At 65.1% G+C, this 16,517-nt stretch carries 16 protein-coding genes and 1 pseudogene; 10 read left to right on the top strand and 7 right to left on the bottom strand.

Annotated elements, in window-relative coordinates; genetic code table 11:
* Positions 1–25: 25 nt before the first annotated feature.
* From araH to pyrF, 5 genes are all read left to right on the top strand, one after another.
* Positions 26–1,042: an L-arabinose ABC transporter permease AraH gene (gene araH / locus NCR37_RS11110; protein WP_175945080.1), complete on the top strand. Its 1,017-nt coding sequence runs from the start codon at positions 26–28 to the stop codon at positions 1,040–1,042.
* Between the two features lie 16 nt (positions 1,043–1,058).
* On the top strand, positions 1,059–1,847 hold the full coding sequence (locus NCR37_RS11105; RefSeq protein ID WP_250473050.1) for an SDR family NAD(P)-dependent oxidoreductase: 789 nt from the start codon (positions 1,059–1,061) through the stop codon (positions 1,845–1,847).
* Positions 1,838–2,749 carry an SMP-30/gluconolactonase/LRE family protein gene (locus NCR37_RS11100; RefSeq protein ID WP_250473049.1) on the top strand — a complete coding sequence of 304 codons (912 nt, stop codon included), beginning with the start codon at positions 1,838–1,840 and terminating at the stop codon, positions 2,747–2,749. Before NCR37_RS11105 ends, NCR37_RS11100 begins: the two co-directional genes overlap by 10 nt.
* Positions 2,750–2,841: 92 nt before the next feature.
* Complete coding sequence (locus tag NCR37_RS11095) at positions 2,842–3,948, top strand: aldose 1-epimerase (RefSeq protein WP_250473048.1); 1,107 nt, start codon at positions 2,842–2,844, stop codon at positions 3,946–3,948.
* Between the two features lie 77 nt (positions 3,949–4,025).
* Positions 4,026–4,838: an orotidine-5'-phosphate decarboxylase gene (pyrF, locus tag NCR37_RS11090; RefSeq protein WP_250473047.1), complete on the top strand. Its 813-nt coding sequence runs from the start codon at positions 4,026–4,028 to the stop codon at positions 4,836–4,838.
* A 16-nt stretch (positions 4,839–4,854) separates the two neighbouring features.
* Here the strand turns inward: pyrF and NCR37_RS11085 are convergent, their stop codons facing one another.
* From NCR37_RS11085 to thiL, 3 genes are read right to left on the bottom strand one after another with little or no spacing between them, the layout of a single operon-like run.
* Positions 4,855–5,355 (bottom strand): CinA family protein, encoded by a 501-nt coding sequence (locus NCR37_RS11085; RefSeq protein ID WP_175945071.1) that lies wholly within the window; start codon positions 5,353–5,355, stop codon positions 4,855–4,857.
* A 31-nt stretch (positions 5,356–5,386) separates the two neighbouring features.
* On the bottom strand, positions 5,387–5,932 hold the full coding sequence (locus NCR37_RS11080) for a phosphatidylglycerophosphatase A family protein (RefSeq protein WP_175945069.1): 546 nt from the start codon (positions 5,930–5,932) through the stop codon (positions 5,387–5,389).
* Entirely contained in the window at positions 5,922–6,911 is a 990-nt protein-coding gene (gene thiL / locus NCR37_RS11075; protein ID WP_250473046.1) for a thiamine-phosphate kinase, read from the bottom strand. The genes NCR37_RS11080 and thiL overlap by 11 nt, the downstream gene beginning before the upstream one ends.
* 251 nt (positions 6,912–7,162) lie before the next feature.
* On the opposite strand from thiL, the gene NCR37_RS11070 reads away from it, so the two are divergent.
* From NCR37_RS11070 to NCR37_RS11060, 3 genes are all read left to right on the top strand, one after another.
* A complete protein-coding gene (locus NCR37_RS11070; RefSeq protein ID WP_250473045.1) occupies positions 7,163–9,457 on the top strand; it encodes an NADP-dependent malic enzyme in 2,295 nt (764 codons plus the stop codon).
* Positions 9,458–9,746: 289 nt separating this feature from the next.
* The gene (locus NCR37_RS11065; protein WP_502800511.1) at positions 9,747–10,361 is read left to right on the top strand and encodes a ribonuclease; all 615 of its coding nucleotides are present in this window, start codon (positions 9,747–9,749) and stop codon (positions 10,359–10,361) included.
* 15 nt (positions 10,362–10,376) lie between these two features.
* Complete coding sequence (locus NCR37_RS11060; RefSeq protein WP_250473044.1) at positions 10,377–10,952, top strand: barstar family protein; 576 nt, start codon at positions 10,377–10,379, stop codon at positions 10,950–10,952.
* A gap of 77 nt (positions 10,953–11,029) precedes the next feature.
* On the opposite strand, the gene NCR37_RS11055 is transcribed toward NCR37_RS11060, so the two are convergent.
* Both NCR37_RS11055 and NCR37_RS11050 read right to left on the bottom strand, forming a co-directional pair.
* Entirely contained in the window at positions 11,030–11,767 is a 738-nt protein-coding gene (locus NCR37_RS11055; protein WP_250473043.1) for a 16S rRNA (uracil(1498)-N(3))-methyltransferase, read from the bottom strand.
* Between the two features lie 48 nt (positions 11,768–11,815).
* Positions 11,816–12,229, bottom strand: coding sequence for a VOC family protein (locus NCR37_RS11050; RefSeq protein WP_250473042.1), 414 nt, complete (start codon positions 12,227–12,229; stop codon positions 11,816–11,818).
* A gap of 386 nt (positions 12,230–12,615) precedes the next feature.
* Between NCR37_RS11050 and tkt the strand changes: the two genes are divergently transcribed.
* Together tkt and gap are read left to right on the top strand one after the other, a co-directional pair.
* Positions 12,616–14,667 (top strand): transketolase, encoded by a 2,052-nt coding sequence (gene tkt / locus NCR37_RS11045; protein ID WP_250473041.1) that lies wholly within the window; start codon positions 12,616–12,618, stop codon positions 14,665–14,667.
* A 48-nt stretch (positions 14,668–14,715) separates the two neighbouring features.
* Positions 14,716–15,726, top strand: coding sequence for a type I glyceraldehyde-3-phosphate dehydrogenase (gene gap, locus NCR37_RS11040; RefSeq protein WP_244847225.1), 1,011 nt, complete (start codon positions 14,716–14,718; stop codon positions 15,724–15,726).
* 60 nt (positions 15,727–15,786) lie between these two features.
* Here the strand turns inward: gap and NCR37_RS11035 are convergent, their stop codons facing one another.
* Positions 15,787–16,176, bottom strand: a complete 390-nt coding sequence (locus NCR37_RS11035; RefSeq protein WP_250473040.1) for a hypothetical protein — start codon at positions 16,174–16,176, stop codon at positions 15,787–15,789.
* A 251-nt stretch (positions 16,177–16,427) separates the two neighbouring features.
* Positions 16,428–16,517, bottom strand: a pseudogene (locus NCR37_RS11030) (transcriptional repressor); the annotation flags it as partial.

Raw genomic sequence — 16,517 nt, 5'->3', positions numbered from 1 at the left:
ACCAAGGGGACTAAGGAAAGAAATCATGGAAGCCAGAGAAAACATCGTGGGACAGGCGAGTGAGACGGTCGCGAACGCGCTGATCCCGCAGAGAAGCGACAAGCAGAAGTGGTGGCAGCAGATTACGGAATACAGCCTGATCGTCATCTTCATCGTGATGTTCGTCACGATGTCGCTGACCGTCGATCACTTCTTCTCGATCGAAAACATGCTCGGCCTCGCGCTGTCGATCTCGCAGATCGGCATGGTCGCCTGCACGATGATGTTCTGCCTCGCCTCGCGCGACTTCGACTTGTCGGTGGGCTCGACCATCGCGTTCGCGGGCGTGCTCTGCGCGATGGTGCTGAACGCGACGAACAACACGTTCATCGCGATCATCGCGGCGGTGGCGGCGGGCTCGGTGATCGGCTTCGTGAACGGCGCGGTGATCGCGTATCTGCGCATTAACGCGCTGATCACCACGCTCGCGACCATGGAAATCGTGCGCGGGCTCGGCTTTATCGTGTCGCACGGGCAGGCGGTGGGCGTGTCGTCGGATACGTTCATCGAAATGGGCAGCCTCACCATGCTCGGCATTTCCCTGCCGATCTGGGTCACGCTCGCATGTTTCATCGTGTTTGGCGTGCTGCTGAACCAGACGGTTTATGGCCGCAACACGCTCGCTATCGGCGGCAATCCGGAAGCGTCGCGGCTCGCGGGCATCAACGTCGAACGCACGCGCGTATGGATTTTCCTCGTGCAGGGCGCGGTGACGGCGCTCGCAGGCGTTATCCTTGCGTCTCGGATCACGTCGGGACAACCGAACGCGGCGCAAGGCTTCGAGTTGAACGTGATTTCGGCGTGCGTGCTCGGCGGCGTCTCGCTGCTCGGCGGCCGGGCGACGATTTCCGGCGTGGTGATCGGCGTCCTCATCATGGGCACGGTCGAGAACGTGATGAACCTGTTGAACATCGACGCGTTCTATCAGTACCTCGTGCGCGGCGCGATTCTGCTCGCTGCCGTGTTGCTAGACCAGTTGAAAAATCGCGGATCGCGCGACTGAAAGGACGGCGAAATAAATGACATCCATCGACAACACCCTCGCGCGCTACCCGAGCCTCGCGGGCAAGACCGTGCTCATCACGGGCGGCGCGACCGGCATCGGCGCGGCGTTCGTCGAGCATTTCTTCGATCAGGGCGCGAAAGTGGCGTTCTTCGATATCGACACGGAAGCCGGCGAGGCGCTTGCCGACCGGCTCGGCGCGGATCTCGCCGCGGACCGCACGCGGCCGATGTTCCTGCGCGTGGATCTGACGGACATCGACGCATTGCGCCAAGGCATCGCGGATGTGCGCGGCGCGCTCGGGCCGATCGGCGTGCTCGTCAACAACGCGGCTAACGACAAGCGTCATACCATTCAGGAAGTCACGCCCGAATCGTTCGATTGGGGCATCGCGGTGAATATCCGTCACCAGTTCTTCGCGGCGCAGGCGGTCGTCGACGACATGAAGCAACTCGGCGGCGGCTCGATCATCAATCTCGGCTCCGTCAGCTGGATGCTCAAGAACCCGAATCTGCCCGTGTACGTGACGGCGAAATCGGCGGTGCAGGGCTTGACGCGCGGTCTCGCGCGCGACCTCGGCAAGTTCGGCATCCGCGCGAATTCGCTGGTGCCCGGCTGGGTGATGACGGAAAAGCAGAAGCGCCTGTGGCTCGACGAGGCGGGCAAGCTCGCGCTCAAGCAGGGACAGTGCATCGACGCCGAAGTGCTGCCGGAGCATCTGGCGCGCGCGGCGCTCTTTCTGGCATCGGACGATAGCAGCATGATGACGGCGCAGGAAATCATCATCGACGGAGGATGGGTCTAATGAACCAAGGCGGCGCGAGCGAAGCAACCGAGGCACGGCTTCTGATCGACAGCCGGTGCGCGCTCGGCGAGGGCGCGACGTGGTGCGCCGCGAGCGGGCGGTTCTACTGGACGGATATCGAAGGCAAGCGGTTCTTGCGCTACGATCCGCGCGACGGATCGACCGAAGCCTTCGACATGCCGGAGCGCCTCGCGTGCTTCGCGCTCTGCGCGGACCCGGACTTCGTGCTGCTCGGCCTGGCGTCGCGGCTCGCGTTCTTCCAGTTCTCGACGGGCAAGATCGAGACGATCACGGAAGTGGAAGCCGGCCTGCCGACGCGCCTGAACGACGGCCGCTGCGACCGCGAAGGACGCTTCGTGTTCGGCACGAAGCACGACGTGGACGATGCAGAGCCGCTCGGCGGTTACTATCGGCTGAACCTGGATTTGTCGCTGGAGCGCCTGCCGCTCGGGCAGTGCGCGATCAACAACAGCACCGCGTTCAGTCCGGACGGCACGACGCTCTACTACTGCGATACGCCGACGCGCCATATTCGCGTCTGCGATTACCCGAGCCTCTCGAACGACCGCGTGTTCGTCGAATTGACGGACGATACCGGCGCGCCCGACGGCTCCACGGTCGACGCAGAAGGCTGCCTCTGGAACGCGCAGTGGGGCGGGCGGCGCGTGGTGCGCTACGCGCCGGACGGCCGCGAGACCGCGCGCATCGAGGTGCCGAGCGCGCAGCCGAGTTGCGTGGCGTTCGGCGGGGCGTCGCTCGATACGCTCTTCGTAACGACGGCGCGCATCGGCCTTTCCGACGACGCGCTCAAGACCGACGCCCACGCGGGCGGTATCTTCACCGCGCGGCCCGGCGTGCGCGGCATCGCGGAGCCGGTTTTCGCCGGCAAGCCGCGAGCATAAGAAACCGAGGCGGCGCGCGATCCGACGCGCCGCCCGTCCAGCCCCCGGCCGCGGCCGCGCCGGGTTCTTCGCCTCTCGATGGAGCACAGGTCATGACGGTTGCGCGCAATGAGCAAAGGGTGAATCCGCCGTCCGCGTCCACGGCGCAGGCGAACGCGCGCCGCTCGCGGCTCGCCGCCGCCGCTGAACCGCCGATCCGGCCGGGGCCGAGCACGGCGGTCGTCGCAATCGGCGGCGCGGCCGTCGAAGGCTGCATCACCCTCGCGAACGCGCACTTGAGGCTCGATGTCGCGCCGGCGCTCGGCGGCGGCGTCACGCGCTTCGACTGGCGTCACGAAGGCGCGCTCGTGCCGATTTTCCGGCCGTGCGCGGAACCGGGCCCCGACACCGATCCGGACCAGCTCGCGTGTTATCCGCTGCTGCCGTATTCGAACCGCATCGGCAACGGGCATTTTCGATTCTCCGGACGCGCTATCGACGTGCCGCGCAACCGCCCGGATGAGCCGCTGCCGCTGCACGGCGACGGCTGGCTCGGCGCGTGGAGCGTCGAGGAAGAAGAAGCGACGCGCGTGCGGCTCGCGTTCGAGCGCAGCGACGGCAAGCCGTACTCGTTTCGAGCGTCGCAGACGTATGCGCTCGACGAAGCCACGCTCGTCGTCACGCTCGACGTGCAGAACACCGGCGACGAGGCGCTGCCCTTCGGTCTCGGCCTGCATCCGTTTCTGATGCGCGAAGCCGATACCGAGCTTTCGGCGGCGGCGGGCGGCCTGTGGCTCTGCGGCGACGACTGGCTTCCGGTGCGCCACGTGCCCGCGCCGCCCGCGTGGCAGTTCGGCGTCGCGTATCCGATGCCATCGGAGATGGTGAACAACGCGTTCACCGGCTGGAGCGGACGCACGAGCGTGCTCTGGCCGAAGCGCCGTCTCTCGCTGACGATTGCCGCCGACACCGACTACTACGTGCTTTACGCGCCTCCCGGCGAAGACTTCTTCTGCTTCGAGCCGGTCGATCATCCGATCAACGCGGTGAACCTGCCGGGCGGCGGCGAGGCGAACGGCATGACGGTGCTCGCGCCCGGCGAGCGGCTCTCGCGCGAATTCCGTTTCACCGTCGAGCGCACCGGCGAGGCCGCGCGCCGCGGCCGGCCGCGCACGCGTGCGGGAGCGAAGGCGCGCGGCCGCGCGGCGCTCGCGCGCTGAACGCGCCAAACGCCCGAACAGGAAAGCGATGCCGCGCACGTTAAAATGCGTGGCATCCCTTTCCGCCGATTTTTCCCATGTCTTTCATTCAGTCGCTCAACGCCGCGTGGTCGCGCACGCAATCGCTCCTGTGCGTCGGCCTCGATCCGGAGCCGTCGAAGTTTCCGGGCGCGCTCGCGGGCCGCGCCGACGCGATCTTCGAGTTCTGCAAAACCATCGTCGATGCCACCGCGCCGTACGCGTCGTCGTTCAAGCCGCAGATTGCGTACTTCGCCGCGCATCGCGCGGAAGATCAGCTCGAAGCGCTGATCGCGCATATCCACGAGAAGCACGCGGGGCTGCCGGTCATTCTCGATGCGAAGCGCGGCGATATCGGCAGCACGGCCGAGCAATACGCGAAGGAAGCGTTCGAGCGTTACAAAGCGGACGCCGTGACGGTGAATCCGTACATGGGTTTCGATTCCATCGAGCCGTATCTCGCGCATGAAGGCAAGGGCGTGATCGTGCTGTGCCGCACGTCGAACGCGGGCGGATCAGACCTGCAATTCCTGACGACGGACGGCAAGCCGCTGTATCAGGTCGTCGCGAAACTGGCAGCGGAGAAGTGGAACGCGAGCGGGCAACTGGGTCTCGTCGTCGGCGCGACGTTTCCGAAGGAAATCGAAGCGGTGCGCGGCATTGTCGGCGACATGCCGCTGCTGATTCCGGGCATCGGCGCGCAAGGCGGCGATGTCGAGGCGACCGTGCGCGCAGGCGGCACGGCGAATGGCACGGGCATGCTCATCAACTCGTCGCGGGCCATTCTGTACGCCGGCAAGGGCGACGATTACGCGAACGCGGCGGCCGAAGCCGCGAAGAAAACGCGGGATACGATCAACGCGTATCGGTGATGAGCGCGGCGCGGGTTTATCGCTCGCGCTGTTCCAGAAACTCCAGCAACTTCCTCAAAGCGTGCGCCGCCGCCTGCGTGCGCACCTGCTCGCGGTCGCCTTTGAAATGCTGCGTCTCGAACGCGGTATGCAGGCGATTGCTCCAGGCGAAGCACACGGTGCCGACCGGCTTCGCTTCGCTGCCGCCGGCGGGACCGGCGACGCCCGTGATCGACACCGACACCTGCGCGCGGCTGTTGCGCAGCGCGCCTTCGGCCATGGCTTTCGCAACCGGCTCGCTCACCGCGCCGTGCTGCTCGATCAACGCGGCCGGCACGCCGATCATCTCCGTTTTGGCGAGATTCGAATACGTGACGAAGCCGCGCTCGAACCACGCGCTGCTGCCCGAAATGTCCGTGATCGCGGCCGCCACCATGCCGCCCGTGCACGATTCGGCGGCGGCGAGCATGAGCCGTTCGTCGCGCAGCTTGTTGCCGACGCGGATCGCAAGTTGATGAACGACGGTATCGGTTGGCATGACGGTGTCTCGCAGACGAAGGAGTGAAACGTCAGACGGTCATGCGCCACAGCGCAATCACGAGCAGGCTGAAGAACGCGGCGACGAGATCATCGAACATGATGCCAAAGCCGCCTTTCAGATGGCGGTCGAAATAGCGGATCGGCGGCGGCTTCACCATGTCGAAGAAGCGGAACACGATGAACGCCCACAACTGCCCGGTGAACGTCGCGGGCGTCACGACCAGCAGCACGAGCCAGAACGCGACAATCTCGTCCCACACGACGGGCGACGGGTCCGCGACGCCCATCTTCTTCGCGGTGAAGCCGCAGAACCAGCATCCGGCGATAAAGCCGACGGCGATCAGCGCGCCCCATTCCGCCACGGTCAAATGCCGGTTGAGCGGCACGAACGACGCCCACGCGAAGAGCGTGCCGACCGTGCCGGGCGCAATGGGCGAAAGGCCGCTGCCGAAGCCGAGCGACAGAATGTGCAGCGGGTGCGTCAGCATGAAACGCGCGCTCGCCTTGCGCGGTTTGGCGGGGGACGGCGAACGCGGCGGCGCGGATTCGCTCGCGGCGGTGGGGTCAGTCTGCATGAAAGTGATCGAAGCCTTGCAACGTCAGGGGAAGCGGCGCGCCCGCGCCGTCGCGCCAGGCGATGGCAGGCGCGCCCGCGGAGTCGATTGTACCGATGCGCGTGAGCGCCACGCCCACGCGCTCGCCGATGCGCGCCACCGCATCGCGAGCGTCCTGCGGCGCGGTGAAGCACAGCTCGTAGTCGTCGCCGCCCGCGAGCGTGCACCGGCGGCGCGCGGTTTCAGGCATCGCGCGCACCGCGTCGGAACACGGCACGGCGTCGGCATCGACGGTTGCTCGCACGCCCGAGCGCGAGAGGATATGCATGACGTCGCCCGCGAGGCCGTCGGAGATATCGAGCGCCGCATGCGCGATGCCGGCGAGCGCGAGCCCGAGCGCCACGCGCGGCTCCGGGCGTTCGAGCGCCTGCTTCCATGCCGATGCGCTCGCTTCGTCCGGCGCGCGCCATTCGTCGCGCAAGACGCCGAGCCCCGCGCGGGCATCGCCGAGCACGCCCGACACGTAGATGTCGTCGCCGGGTCTGGCTGCGTCGCGCCGCAGCGCCGCGCCGTGCGCGACATCGCCGAATACGGTGATGCAGATGTTGAGCGGCCCGCTTGTCGTGTCGCCGCCGACGAGCGCGCAGTCGAAGCGTTCGGCCAATGCGAACATGCCGTCGCTGAACGCGGCGAGCCACGCTTCGTCGGCGCGCGGCAAGGCGAGCGCGAGCGTGAACGCGTGCGGCTTCGCGCCCATCGCGGCGAGATCCGACAGATTCACCGCGAGCGCCTTGTGACCGAGCGCGTACGGATCGACATCGGGGAAAAAGTGACGGCCGGCGACGAGCATGTCCGTCGAGATCGCAAGCTGAAGGCCGGCGGGCGGCGCGATCAGCGCGCAGTCGTCGCCGATGCCGAGCGGCGCGTCGCCTTGTCTCGGCGAGGGCGCTTTGGCGCGGCGGGCGAAGTATCGATCGATCAGGGAGAACTCGGAAAGCATCGTCGGGGAAGTGAGTTATTTGTGCAGTGCAAGAGAAAGACGGCGCGGCAACAACCGCGCCTTCAGGCGCCGCCGCACGTCTCGAAAAAACGGAATGATGTGTCGAAAGCCTTGCCCAGCCGAGCGATCAGGCATTCTCCGGTCATGGCACTTGTAGCCGAATTGCATGGACTGCGCGCAAAAGCGGGGCTTGATTGGCGCTACAATGCGTTCGAGGTTCCATTCTAATTCCCGCACTGCTAGCCCGCCTTATGACGACTCCCGCCAATACGAAGTTGCGCGAAGCCGCGCTCGATTATCACGAGTTTCCGACGCCCGGCAAAATCGCGATCGCCCCGACCAAGCAGATGATCAACCAGCGCGACCTCGCGCTGGCGTACTCGCCGGGCGTGGCGTTCGCATGCGAAGCGATCGTCGAAGATCCGCTGAACGCCGCGCGCTTCACCGCGCGCAGCAATCTCGTCGGCGTCGTGTCGAACGGCACGGCGGTGCTCGGGCTCGGCAACATCGGGCCGCTCGCCTCGAAGCCGGTCATGGAAGGCAAGGCCGTGCTCTTCAAGAAGTTCGCCGGCATCGACGTGTTCGACATCGAGCTGAACGAAAGCGACCCGCACAAGCTGGTCGATGTGATCGCCGCGCTGGAGCCGACTTTCGGCGGCATCAATCTGGAAGACATCAAGGCGCCGGACTGCTTCATCGTCGAGCGCGAGGCGCGCAAGCGCATGAAGATTCCCGTCTTCCATGACGACCAGCACGGCACGGCCATCGTCGTCGCGGCGGCCATCACGAACGGCCTGAAGGTGGTCGGAAAGAACATCGGCGAAGTGAAGCTCGTTGCATCGGGCGCGGGCGCGGCGGCGCTCGCGTGTCTGGACCTGCTCGTCGATCTCGGCATGAAGCTCGAGAACATCTTCGTGACGGATCTGGCGGGCGTGGTCTACAGGGGCCGCGTTGAACTCATGGACCCGGACAAGGAACGCTTCGCCCGCGAAACCAGCGCGCGCACCCTTGCCGAAGTGATCGAAGGCGCGGACGTGTTCCTCGGCCTCTCGGCGGGCGGCGTGCTGAAGCAGGACATGGTGAAGGGCATGGCCGCGAAGCCGCTGATTCTCGCGCTCGCCAATCCGACGCCGGAAATCCTGCCGGAGCTCGCGCTGGAAGTGCGTCCGGACGCGGTGCTCGCCACCGGCCGCACGGATTATCCGAATCAGGTCAACAACGTTCTGTGCTTCCCGTTCATCTTCCGTGGCGCGCTGGATGCCGGCGCGACGACGATCACGAAGGAAATGGAAATCGCCGCCGTGAACGCGATCGCCGAACTCGCGCGTCAGGAGCAGAGCGATATCGTCGCGACGGCGTACGGCATTCAGGACTTGTCGTTCGGGCCGGAATATCTGATTCCGAAGCCGTTCGATCCGCGTCTCATCGTGAAGATTGCGCCTGCGGTGGCGAAAGCGGCGATGGAATCCGGCGTGGCGACACGTCCCATCGAAGACATGGACGCCTACGAGCAGCACTTGCAGCAGTTCGTCTACCACAGCGGCACGACGATGAAGCCCGTCTTCCAGCTCGCGCGCAGCGTGGAGCCGGAGAAAAAGCGCATCGTGTTTGCGGAAGGCGAGGAAGAACGCGTGCTGCGCGCGGTGCAGATCGCCGTGGACGAGAAGATCGCGAAGCCCATTCTCATCGGCCGTCCGGCGGTCATTCAGCAGCGCATTACGAAGTTCGGCCTGCGCCTCACGCCGGGCGTCGATTTCACGGTCGTCGACACGGACCACGACGAGCGTTATCGCGACTTCTGGCAGACCTATTACGCGATGATGGCGCGCAAGGGCATCAGCCAGCAGATGGCGAAGCTGGAAATGCGGCGCCGGACCACGCTGATCGGTTCCATGCTGGTGAAGAAGGGCGAAGCCGACGGCATGATTTGCGGCACGGTGAGCACGACGCATCGGCATCTGCACTTCATCGATCAGGTGATCGGCAAGAAGGACGGCTGCAACGTGTACGCGGCGATGAACGCGCTCGTGCTGCCCGGCCGCCAGATTTTCATCGTCGATACGCATGTGAACGTGGACCCGACGCCGGAGCAGCTCGCCGAAATCACGGTTCTCGCGGCGGAAGAAGTGAAGCGCTTCGGCATCATGCCGAAGATCGCGCTCTTGTCGCATTCGAACTTCGGCACGAGCAACGCGCCGACCGCGCAGAAGATGCGCGACGTGCTCGCCATTCTGAAAGAGCGCGCGCCCGATCTCGACGTGGACGGCGAAATGCACGGCGACGTGGCGCTCGACGCGCGGTTGCGCAAGGAAGTGCTGCCCGAGTCGACGCTCGAAGGAGACGCGAATCTGCTGATCCTGCCGAACATCGACGCGGCGAACATCTCGTACAACTTGCTTAAGACGGCAGCGGGCAACAACATCGCGATCGGGCCGATCCTGCTCGGCGCGGCCAAGCCGGTGCACGTGCTGACGGCTTCGGCCACGGTGCGGCGCATCGTGAACATGACGGCGCTGCTCGTGGCGGACGCATCGGCGGCGCGCTAAGGCGCATCGCTCACAGCGCAAGCGCGACGCGGCGGGTTCTCCCGCCGCGTTTTTTTTCGGCGAAAAAAAACGTGCCGCGAAGGCGGCACGCTGGGGCAGTAGCAAGGGGGAAGTTTGCTGTTCCCTAAAAGCGCAGGGCGTCCGGCATGGAGCGCATGCCGTGAAACTGGCGACAAGTGAGGCGGCTTGTCCAAGGGTTTCGATTCCCAGCGCGTGAAATTATTATCTTGCGCAGTTGAAATGTCTCTCAGATTTGGGCTAGATGTAGCTGCCTTTTCTCCGCAAATCGGTGCATGCGCTCGCGAAGTTGAGAAAAAATTTCCGAAATCCCGCCGAACGTTGCTTCGCTTTGGCATTAGCGATACCCTTACATCTTTCGGGGTTGTCGCATTTTTCGGTTCATCGCGGGGACAATCGTTTCGTGAAGCGCGCTACGGCACTTGCCTGCATCGTCGCACTCGGCGTCTTTCTGGGCGGCTGCGGCAAGGACGAATCCCGAAGCGCGGCAGACACGGTCATGCCCGCGAAGCCGGCGAATCAGGCCGCTTCGGCGAAGATCCCGCCGGAGGCCAGCCGGTCGTCCGCAGCGCAGACCCGGCAAGCGCGCAACGACGACTTCGCAACCGTGGCCGTCGCGGAGTTGCCGAAACAGGCGGTCGAGACACTGCAGTTGATCCAGGCGGGCGGGCCTTTCCCTTACGAGAAAGACGGCGTCGTGTTCGGCAACCGCGAACGCTTGCTGCCACGGCATGCGCGCGGCTATTACCACGAATACACAGTCCCCACGCCGCGAGCGCGGGATCGCGGCCCACGCCGGATCGTATGCGGCGGCCTCAAGCGGCAGATCGACGATTGTTACTACTCGGACGACCACTACGCCAGTTTTAAACGCATTGCGGGATAACGAGGGATTAACGGCATGAGCGACAACATCTACGCGCACGACAACGGCGTCGCGGGTGATTTTTTCGCAACCGGCGACGGCAACCTGTTCCAGCGAGTATTGCGGCTACGCATGACAGAACACGACAACAGACCCGATGACGAGCCGAATCATTCGAACGAGCATCCGGCGGCGCATCCGCAGGACGAGTCGGAGTCTCTGTTTGCGACGGTGCGGCCGAACATCGTGCAGTCCATCCGCGCGTTTCGCGTGCAGGAACTCGCCGACGAGGCCAATCGCCTCGGCCAGCACTTTCTGTATGCGTATCTCGGCCAGGCGCAGAGCAAACAGGAAGTGCTGGAAACCATCGCGACCTCGTTCCTGTTTCCGAAGCACTTCGGCAAGAACTACGACGCGCTCTACGACTGCCTGACCGACCTCGTGCACCGCGCGGGTTCGCAGCCGGGCTTCGTGATCGTGCTGGAGCAGTTGCCCATCGCGCAGAAGTTCGACAAGGAAGGGCGCGAAACGCTGCTCGACGTTTTCCGCGATGCCGCCGAATTCTGGGCAGAGCGGCGCGTGGCGTTCCGCGTGTTCTATTCGTTCGTCTGAATTCGTTTCATCGCGTCAGCCGTGAGCAAAACAGCCCGTCATCGGGCTGTTTGCTTTTGTGGCGGCCGGACGCGGATTCACCATCCGCCCCAGCGCGCGGCCAGCGCCGCGAGCACCGCGATTCCCGCCGTTTCCGTGCGCAGCACGCGCGGCCCGAGACCGAGCGCAGCGAAGCCCGCCGCGACGATCTCGCGCTCTTCTTTCGGCGAAAAGCCGGCTTCCGGACCGATCACCAGCGTGACGCGGCCGCGCGGCGGCTCCGGGGGCAGCGCGGCGAACGACACGTCGGCGCGAGGCGAAAGCAGCAGCCGCAGGTCGCCATCCGCAGCGGCTGGCAGTGACGCCAGCCACGCGCTCAGGTCGCGCGGCGCGGCCACTTCGGGCACGCGATTCCGCCCGCATTGCTCGCAAGCGGCGCGCGCGAGCGCCTGCCAGTGCGCCTGACGCCGCAACGCGCGCTCGCCCGCGAGCCGCACGACGCCGCGCTCGGCCGTGAGCGGCACGATCTGCGCGACGCCCAGTTCCACCGTCTTCTCGATCAGCCAGTCCATTTTGTCGCCGCCCGCGACGCCCTGCGCGAGCGTCACGCGATACGGCGGCTCCGCTTCGCGTTCGCTGTGCGCGTCGATGCGCGCGAGCGCCGCCCGTTTGCCGATCTCGACGAGCGCGCCGTTATATTCGCCTCCGGTGCCGTCGAAGAGCGTAATGGCGTCGCCGTTCTGCAAGCGCAGCACGTGCACGTGGCGCACGACGTCGTCGGGAAGAGACATGGTCTGGCCTGCCGCGAGCGGGCCGTCAACGAAAAAGCGTGGCATGGAGATCGATCACGGACGCCTGTCCGCGGATAGCGCCTTGCGGCGGGTTCAACGAAGATGGCGCGCAATCGCCCAGCGATAGCCGTCCGGGTCCTCGATCTGCGCGAAACGGTCGCCCCAGAACTGGTCCTGCGGCTCGATGAGCGGCTTTGCGCCGACGGCGAGCGCATGCGCGAAGGTGGCATCGACATCGTCGACATAGAGATAGAACGACTGCGGCGCCATTTGGCCCGTGCTCTTCGGCGTGCGCGCCTGCGATCCGTACGCGCCCTCCGGCGCGAACATCAGAATCAGTTGCCCGCGATACGTCATCTCGACGTGGATGATGGTGCCGTCGTCGTTCACGCTGTCACGTACCACGAAGCCGAACGCCTTCTCGTAGAACGCGATGCTCACGCGCGCATCGCGCACGGTCAGATAGGGCGTGAGCCAGGGGACGTCGGCGGGGCGAGGGTCAGTCATCGAAAGCACTCCTTGAAGCCTTTTGCTCGTACCAGTGAGGGGCATTTTGCCATGAGGCGCGAACCGCCCGCGGCGCGTGATGGCGTTTCAACGCGATGAACGGCTTCGCCCGGCTGCACGGAACATGCCCGCGAACGCCGGAAGCCGCACGTTCGGCGCCGTGTCGCACGCCTGTCGAACGGACCGGTCTGTTAGAATGACCGCCTCCCGATCCTCGTCGTTTCTCGTCGTTCCGGTACTGAAAACGCGGCGTGCCGCGGGTCCGGCGTCCGGTGCGAAGTACCGGCTAGACGCAGCGTCAAGAAGCACCGTGGATCATTTCAGCACTGCCTCGACGTACTGCCTCGACGCACTGCCTCACGCTTCCGTAGCCGCCGACACCCGACATGACGATCCCGACTTCCAGCCCGACCGCCCTCATGGCCAACGCAATTCGCGCGCTCGCCATGGATGCCGTGCAACAAGCCAATTCCGGTCACCCCGGCATGCCCATGGGCATGGCCGAGATCGGCGTCGCGCTGTGGTCGCGCCATCTGAAGCACAACCCGTCGAATCCACACTGGTTCGACCGCGATCGTTTCGTTCTGTCGAACGGTCACGGCTCCATGTTGCTGTACGCGCTTTTGCACCTCACCGGCTACGACCTGCCGATGAGCGAGATCAAGAACTTCCGCCAGCTGCATTCGAAGACGCCGGGCCATCCCGAAGTGGGCATCACGGCGGGCGTCGAGACGACCACCGGCCCGCTCGGCCAGGGCGTCGCCAACGCGGTCGGCATGGCGCTCGCCGAAGCGCTGCTCGCCGCCGAGTTCAACAAGGCCGACGCGAAGATCGTCGATCACTACACGTATGTGTTCCTGGGCGACGGCTGCCTGATGGAAGGCATTTCGCACGAAGCCTGTTCGCTCGCGGGCACGCTGAAGCTGAACAAACTGATCGCCCTGTACGACGACAACGGCATTTCCATCGACGGCCACGTCGAGCACTGGTTCCACGACGACACGCCGAAGCGCTTCGAAGCGTACGGCTGGAATGTGATTCGCGCCGTGGACGGCCATGACGTCAACGCAGTCGATGCCGCCATCGCTCAGGCGAAGCAATCCGACAAGCCGACGCTCATTTGCTGCCGCACGGTCATCGGCAAGGGCGCGCCGACGAAGGCGGGCGGCCACGACGCGCACGGCGCGCCGCTCGGCGGCGACGAGATCGCGGCCACGCGCGCCGCGATCGGCTGGCAATACGAGCCGTTCGTGATTCCGCAGGAAGTCTATGCAGCGTGGGACGCGAAGGAGCAGGGCGCGCGCGTGGAAGGCGAGTGGAACAAGGCGTTCGACGCCTATCGCGCCAAGTACGCTGGACAGGCCGCCGAATTCGCGCGCCGCATGAAGGGCGAACTGCCCGCCGACTGGAAGGCAAGTGCCGCGAAGATCATCGAAGATGCGAACCAGCGTGCGGAAACAGTCGCGACGCGCAAGGCATCGCAACAGGCCATCGAAGGGCTCGCCGCCGCGCTGCCGGAACTGCTCGGCGGTTCGGCCGACCTGACCGGCTCGAATCTCACGAACTGGAAGGCGTCGAAAGCGGTGCGCGCCGCCGGCGACGCGGAAAACGCCAACGCGGGCCATGCGGGCATCCAGTGGGGCAATCACATCAATTACGGCGTGCGCGAATTCGGCATGAGCGCGGCCATCAACGGCATTGCGCTGCATGGCGGCTTCCGTCCGTTCGGCGGCACGTTCCTGACGTTCTCGGACTACAGCCGCAACGCGCTGCGCGTCGCCGCGCTGATGAAGGCGCGCTCGATCTTCGTGTTCACGCACGATTCCATCGGCCTCGGCGAAGACGGTCCGACGCACCAGTCGGTCGAGCACGTCTCCAGCCTGCGCCTGATTCCGCAGTTGCAGACGTGGCGGCCGGCGGATACTGTGGAAACGGCCGTCGCGTGGACGCATGCCATCGAGCACGAAGGCCCGTCGACGCTCATTTTCAGCCGCCAGAACTTGCAGTACTCGCCGCGCAACGACATTCAGATTGCAAACATCGCGAAGGGCGGTTACGTGCTCGTCGACTGGAACGACGACATTCCTGCGCGCAAAATCATCCTGATCGCCACGGGATCGGAAGTGCAGCTCGCGATGCAGGCCGTCGAGGCGCTCGCGAAAGAAGGCATCGGCGCGCGCGTCGTCTCGATGCCCTGCACGAACCTCTTCGACAAACAAGACGCCGAGTACCGCGAGCGCGTGCTGCCGAAGGGCGTGGCGCGCGTAGCGATCGAAGCGGGCGTGACGGATTTCTGGCGCAAGTACGTGGGCCTCGAAGGCGGCGTGGTCGGCATCGACACGTTCGGAGAGTCCGCGCCGGCCGGTGCGCTCTTCAAGCACTTCGGCTTCACGGTGGAGCACGTCGTCGAAACGGCGAAGGCCGTTCTGGCCGCGTGAGCATCCGCGTGCAGCGAAGCAGGTTTTTTTAAGCCAAGGAGATAGACCATGACGATTCGCGTTGCAATCAACGGCTACGGCCGGATCGGCCGCAACACGTTGCGCGCCTTCTACGAGAACGGCAAGAAGCACGACATCGAGATCGTCGCCATCAACGATCTCGGCGATGCCAAGACGAACGCGCACCTGACGCAGTACGACACCGCGCACGGCAAGTTCCCCGGCGACGTGTCGGTGGACGGCGACTACCTCGTCGTCAACGGCGACAAGATTCGCGTGCTGGCGAACCGCAACCCGGCCGAACTGCCGTGGGGCGAACTGAACGTCGACGTGGTGATGGAGTGCACCGGTTTCTTCACGACGAAGGAAAAGGCGAGCGCGCACATCAAGGGCGGCGCGAAGAAGGTCATCATTTCCGCGCCGGGCGGCAAGGACGTGGACGCGACCGTCGTGTACGGCGTGAACCACAACGTGCTGAAGGCATCGGACACGGTCATCTCGAACGCTTCGTGCACGACGAACTGCCTCGCGCCGCTCGTCAAGCCGCTGAACGACAAGATCGGCCTCGTCAACGGCCTGATGACCACGATCCACGCATACACGAACGACCAGGTTCTGACCGACGTGTATCACGAAGACCTGCGCCGCGCGCGCTCGGCCACGCACAGCCAGATTCCGACGAAGACGGGCGCGGCGTCGGCGGTCGGCCTCGTGCTGCCGGAGCTGAACGGCAAGCTGGACGGCTACGCGATCCGCGTGCCGACCATCAACGTGTCGGTGGTGGATCTGTCGTTCATCGCGGCGCGCGACACGACGGTCGAAGAAGTCAACAAGATCATGAAGGAAGCGTCGGAAGGCGAGCTGAAGGGCATTCTCGGCTACAACGACGCGCCGCTGGTGTCGGTCGACTTCAACCACAACCCGGCTTCGTCGACGTTCGACGCGACGCTCACGAAGGTGTCGGGCCGTCTCGTGAAGGTGTCGAGCTGGTACGACAACGAGTGGGGCTTCTCGAACCGCATGCTGGATACGGCGGTCGCGCTCGCGAACGCGAAGTAACGTTCGGTCCGCTGCAACGACAAAGCCGCTCCTCGGAGCGGCTTTGTTTTTTGCGCGGCGTTATGCGAACCGCTGGCGCAGGAACGATATGACATACGGCGTCGCGGCAGCCGCAACGGTCGACGCCGTGCCCGGGTCGATGCCCATGCGCGCGCCGATGGATTCCGCGATGCGTCCGGTCAGCACGCCTTCGCCGCCTTCTTCCAGCGACTTGAAGAAGCCGTCGCCGCGCACGAGCCCCGCCGCGAACGCTGCAAAGAATCTCTTGCCGGGATGGTCGCCCAGCAAGCCCTGGCTCTGCTCTTCGGCGTGCGCGTGCGCCGTTTCCGCAGCCGTACTAAGCATTTGCTGACTGTCTTCCTGGCTGAAGCCCTGATCGGTCAGCGCCTGCGTGGCTTGCGCCCCGTGCGACGAAGACAGAAATTCTGATACGAGTTGTTGCACGTCCATTGACGTTACTCCTTTTGACGTTCGCTGATTGCAGGTCCGCGGAAAGCTGATTAAAGCCACAGAGGGCTAGTGATCGCTGGCGACCGTTGCTATGACAGCGGCTGTCGCGGGAAGTGCCTGTTTCAGAGGCGATGAGCGTCGTTATCGGATTGCGCCGCACAGGGACGAGAATGGACGAAACAAAACCGCCGTCTATCGAAGCCGACAGACGGCGGTTTTTGCATTCGCGCGCCCGGCCGGGCGCCTGCCGCTCACTGCTTTCGGTGCGGGCAGTTTTCCTTCGTGGAGGCGCCGTAGAGCGCGAGCGCGTGGTCGTGCAGCTTGTATCCGCGTTCCCTTGG

Source organism: Caballeronia sp. GAFFF1 (assembly GCF_023630705.1).
Classification (GTDB): Bacteria; Pseudomonadota; Gammaproteobacteria; order Burkholderiales; family Burkholderiaceae; genus Caballeronia.
The sequence above is the reverse complement of the archived record's forward strand: the minus strand, read 5'-3'. Positions and strand labels throughout refer to the sequence as shown.